Annotated in this window: 4 protein-coding genes; 2 read left to right on the forward strand and 2 right to left on the reverse strand. The window is 65.9% G+C overall.

The window, feature by feature from the left end:
* Together ACR2JA_RS17445 and ACR2JA_RS17450 are read right to left on the reverse strand one after the other, a co-directional pair.
* Positions 1–762 (reverse strand): TRAP transporter substrate-binding protein (locus tag ACR2JA_RS17445; RefSeq protein WP_434010335.1); only part of this gene is annotated, 762 nt, incomplete at its 3' end.
* Positions 763–806: 44 nt separating this feature from the next.
* On the reverse strand, positions 807–1,670 hold the full coding sequence (locus ACR2JA_RS17450) for an amidohydrolase family protein (protein WP_434010336.1): 864 nt from the start codon (positions 1,668–1,670) through the stop codon (positions 807–809).
* A 125-nt stretch (positions 1,671–1,795) separates the two neighbouring features.
* Between ACR2JA_RS17450 and ACR2JA_RS17455 the strand changes: the two genes are divergently transcribed.
* Both ACR2JA_RS17455 and ACR2JA_RS17460 read left to right on the forward strand, forming a co-directional pair.
* Positions 1,796–2,584, forward strand: a complete 789-nt coding sequence (locus ACR2JA_RS17455; RefSeq protein WP_434010337.1) for a crotonase/enoyl-CoA hydratase family protein — start codon at positions 1,796–1,798, stop codon at positions 2,582–2,584.
* A 126-nt stretch (positions 2,585–2,710) separates the two neighbouring features.
* Positions 2,711–3,630: AMP-binding protein (locus tag ACR2JA_RS17460; protein ID WP_434010338.1), on the forward strand; the 920-nt coding region annotated here is incomplete at its 3' end.

Consider the following 3,630-nt stretch of genomic DNA (forward strand, 5'->3'; position numbering starts at 1 on the left):
GTCGGCCGGCAGCTTGTCGTAAGACGCCTTGTTCATCGACAGCGCGAACGTGGTCACGTACAGGCCGTTGCCACCGGCGAAGGTGGTGTGGTTCTTGACCAGTTCGTTGACCTTGAGCGAAGGGCCCACTTCCCAGGGGATCGTGGTGCCGTCGATCACGCCCTTGGACAGGGCTTCGGTCACGGCCGGCACCGGCATGCCCACGGGCGTCGCGCCCAGCTTGACCAGCATGTTGTTGACGATCCGCGTGCCGCCACGGATCTTCATGCCGCGCAGGCTTTCCAGGCCGGTCACCGGCTGCTTGGTGTGCAGCAGGCCGGGGCCGTGGGTGTGCACGGTGATCAGCTTGACGTCCTTGAACTCGTCCATCGCGTTCTTCTGCACGTACTCGAACAGGGCCTTGGAGGACGCCTCGGACGACAGGCCGGTCAGGAACGGCAGTTCGAAGACCTCGGTCTTCATGAAGCGGCCCGGGGTGTAGCCCAGCACGGTCCAGGTGATGTCGGCCACGCCGTCACGCGCCTGGTCGAACAGCTGCGGCGGCGTGCCGCCCAGCTGCATGGCGCTGAACATCTGGATCTTCAGACGGCCACCGGACTCGGTTTCGATCTTCTTGATCCAGGGCGTGATCGCCTTGGCGGGAATCGTGCCCTGCGGTGGCAGGAACTGGTGCAGGCGCAGCGTCACGTCCTGGGCGAAAGCGCCAACGCTGGTGGCGGCGGCCAGTGCGACACCGGCCAGTTTGAATTTCCATGCAGTCATCGTCTTGTCTCCTTCTGTTGAGGGTGGTGGGATGGGTCGGAACATCAGGCCAGACCGAGCAGGCGCACAGCGTTGCCCTTGAGGATGCCGGGCATCACCTCGGGTTTGAAGCCGGCAACCTCGAAGTCCTTCATCCAGCGCTCGGGCGTGATCAGGGGGTCGTCGCTGCCAAAGAGCACGCGGTCCTTGAGCAGGGTGTTGGCGTATTGCACCAGCTGCTTGGGGAAGTACTTCGGGCTCCAGCCCGAGAGGTCGATCCAGACGTTGGGCTTGTGCGTGGCGACCGACAGCGCCTCGTCCTGCCAGGGGAAGCTGGGGTGGGCCATGACGATCTGCATGTCCGGGAAGTCGATCGCCACGTCGTCCAGGTGCATGGGGTTGCTGTACTCCAGCCGCAGGCCGCCGCCGCAGCGCATGCCCGAGCCGATGCCGCTGTGACCGGTGTGGAAGATCGCCGGCAGCTTGTGCGCGTTGATCACCTCGTAGATGGGCCAGGCCATCTTGTCGTAGGGGTGGTAGCCCTGCACCGTGGGGTGGAACTTGAAGCCCTTGATGCCTTCCTCTTGGATCAGACGCTCGGCCTCGCGGGCGCCCATCTTGCCCTTGTGGGGGTCGATGCTGGCGAAGGCCACCATCATGTCGCTGTTCTCGCGTGCGGCCTGCGCGATCTCTTCGTTCGGGATGCGGCGGCGGCCCAGCTTTGACTCGCTGTCCACCGTGAACATCACCAGGCCGATCTTGCGTTCGCGGTAGTACGCCACCGTCTCGGCGATGGTCGGGCGGCGGTTGCTGCCGAAGTACTTGTCGGCGGCGCGGTCGTACTCCTCGCCGTAGTTGTCAAATGGGTTGCGACAGCTCACTTCGGCGTGGGTGTGGATGTCGATCGCGATCAGGTTCTGATGGTCCATCGGGTTTCCTCGCAGGTCGGGGTACTAGGGTAAACACGGGGTTTTGGGCCCCGGTTTTTTCTTGATTTGGTTATTGTTTATAACAATAATTCCACCACCGAACAAGCACGAAAACCCGACCCACCATGACCACACAACACCCCGACCTGAGCGTTCGCCTGCACGGTGACGAGAACCAGATTGCCATCGTCACGCTGACCCGCCCGGCCAAGCGCAACGCCCTCAACGACGGCCTGATCCTGGCCATCCGCGACGCCTTCCAGAACCTGCCCCAAAGCGTGCGCGCCGCCGTGATCGCCGGTGAAGGCGAACACTTCTGCGCCGGCCTGGACCTGTCGGAGCTGAGCGAGCGCGACGCGGCCGACGGCGTGTTCCATTCGCGCATGTGGCACGCCGCACTGGAATGTGTCGAGAAGGGCACCGTGCCCGTGATCGCCGCGCTGCACGGCGCGGTGGTGGGTGGTGGCCTGGAGCTGGCCAGCGCCTGCCACATCCGCGTGGCCGATGAATCCACCTTCTACGCCCTGCCCGAAGGCACGCGCGGCATCTTCGTCGGCGGCGGCGGCGCGGTGCGCGTGCCCAAGCTGATCGGCGCCGCCCGCATGACCGACATGATGCTGACCGGCCGTGTGTACAACGCCGCCGACGGCGAACGCGTGGGCCTGGCGCAATACCTGGTGCCCAACGGCACGGCACAGGACAAGGCCATCGAGCTGGCCCTGCGCATCGCCTCCAACGCCCGCATGACCAACTTCGCGCTGATGCACGCCCTTCCCCGCATCGCCGAACAACCGGCCGACCACGGCCTGTTCACCGAGGCGCTGATGGCCTCGATCGCGCAGAGCGCGCCGGAAGCCAAGGAGCGCGTGCGCGCGTTCCTCGAAGGCAAGGCCGCCAAAGTGAAGAAGGACTGACCCCCGCGCCGCCTGCGGCGTCACCCCCTTCAAAGGGGGCGATGCCAGAGGCCCGGCGAAGCCGGTTCCTCGGCATCTCTGGAACCGGACACGCGCGCCGGACAGACAAGAACTAGGAGACTTGATATGACTGCAGCGAAATACCGCCCCCTGAAGTTCGGTGTCACCCGCGCCACGCTGCGCGATGGCGAGACCGGCACGCACTACCTGCGCGCCGACCAGGCCCTCGGCACGTTCCCCGAGCGGCTGACCGACCGCCTGGTGCACTGGGCCCAAGAACGCCCGGACCAGACCCTGTTCGCACGCCGCGTGAAAAACGCCGACGGCAGCAGCGGCGACTGGCAGCACATCACGTTCGCGCAGGCGCTGGACGCGGCACGCCGCATCGGCCAGGGCCTGCTCGACCGTGGGTTGTCGGCCGAGCGTCCGGTGCTGATCCTGAGCGAAAACGACCTGGAGCACGCGCTGCTGGCCCTGGGCTGTGTGTACGCCGGTGTGGCCTACTGCCCGACCTCGCCGCCCTACTCGCTGATCAGCCAGGACTATGACAAGCTCAAGCACGTCATCAAGACGCTGACCCCGGGCCTGGTGTTCGCCAGCGACGCGCTGCGCTACAGCCGCGCCATGCTCGCCACCCTGGGCGAAGACGTGGAGCTGGTGACCGCACACGGCACCGTGCCGGGCCGCGAAACGACCTCGTTCGCCGCCCTCATGGCCACCGAACCCACCCCCGCGGTGGACGCCGCGATGGCCGCCACCGGGCCGGACACCATCGTCAAATTCCTGTTCACCTCGGGCTCGACCAAGATGCCCAAGGCGGTGATCAACACCCAGCGCATGTGGTGCGCCAACCAGCAGCAGATGGCGCAGTCCATGCCGGTGCTGGCCGATCAGCCGCTGGTGCTGGTCGACTGGCTGCCCTGGAACCACACCTTCGGTGGCAACCACAACTTCGGCATGGTGATCTACCACGGCGGCACCATGTACATCGACGACGGCAAGCCCACGCCGGCGCTGATGCACGAGACCCTGCGCAACCTGCGCGA

The sequence above is a fragment of the Hydrogenophaga sp. genome, assembly GCF_051007235.1.
Lineage (GTDB): Bacteria > Pseudomonadota > Gammaproteobacteria > Burkholderiales > Burkholderiaceae_C > Hydrogenophaga.

Coding starts and splice junctions, on each gene's coding strand:
- ACR2JA_RS17450 (WP_434010336.1), bottom strand. CDS start 1,670: ATGGACCATCAGAACCTGATCGCGATCGACATCCACACCCACGCCGAA.
- ACR2JA_RS17455 (WP_434010337.1), top strand. CDS start 1,796: ATGACCACACAACACCCCGACCTGAGCGTTCGCCTGCACGGTGACGAG.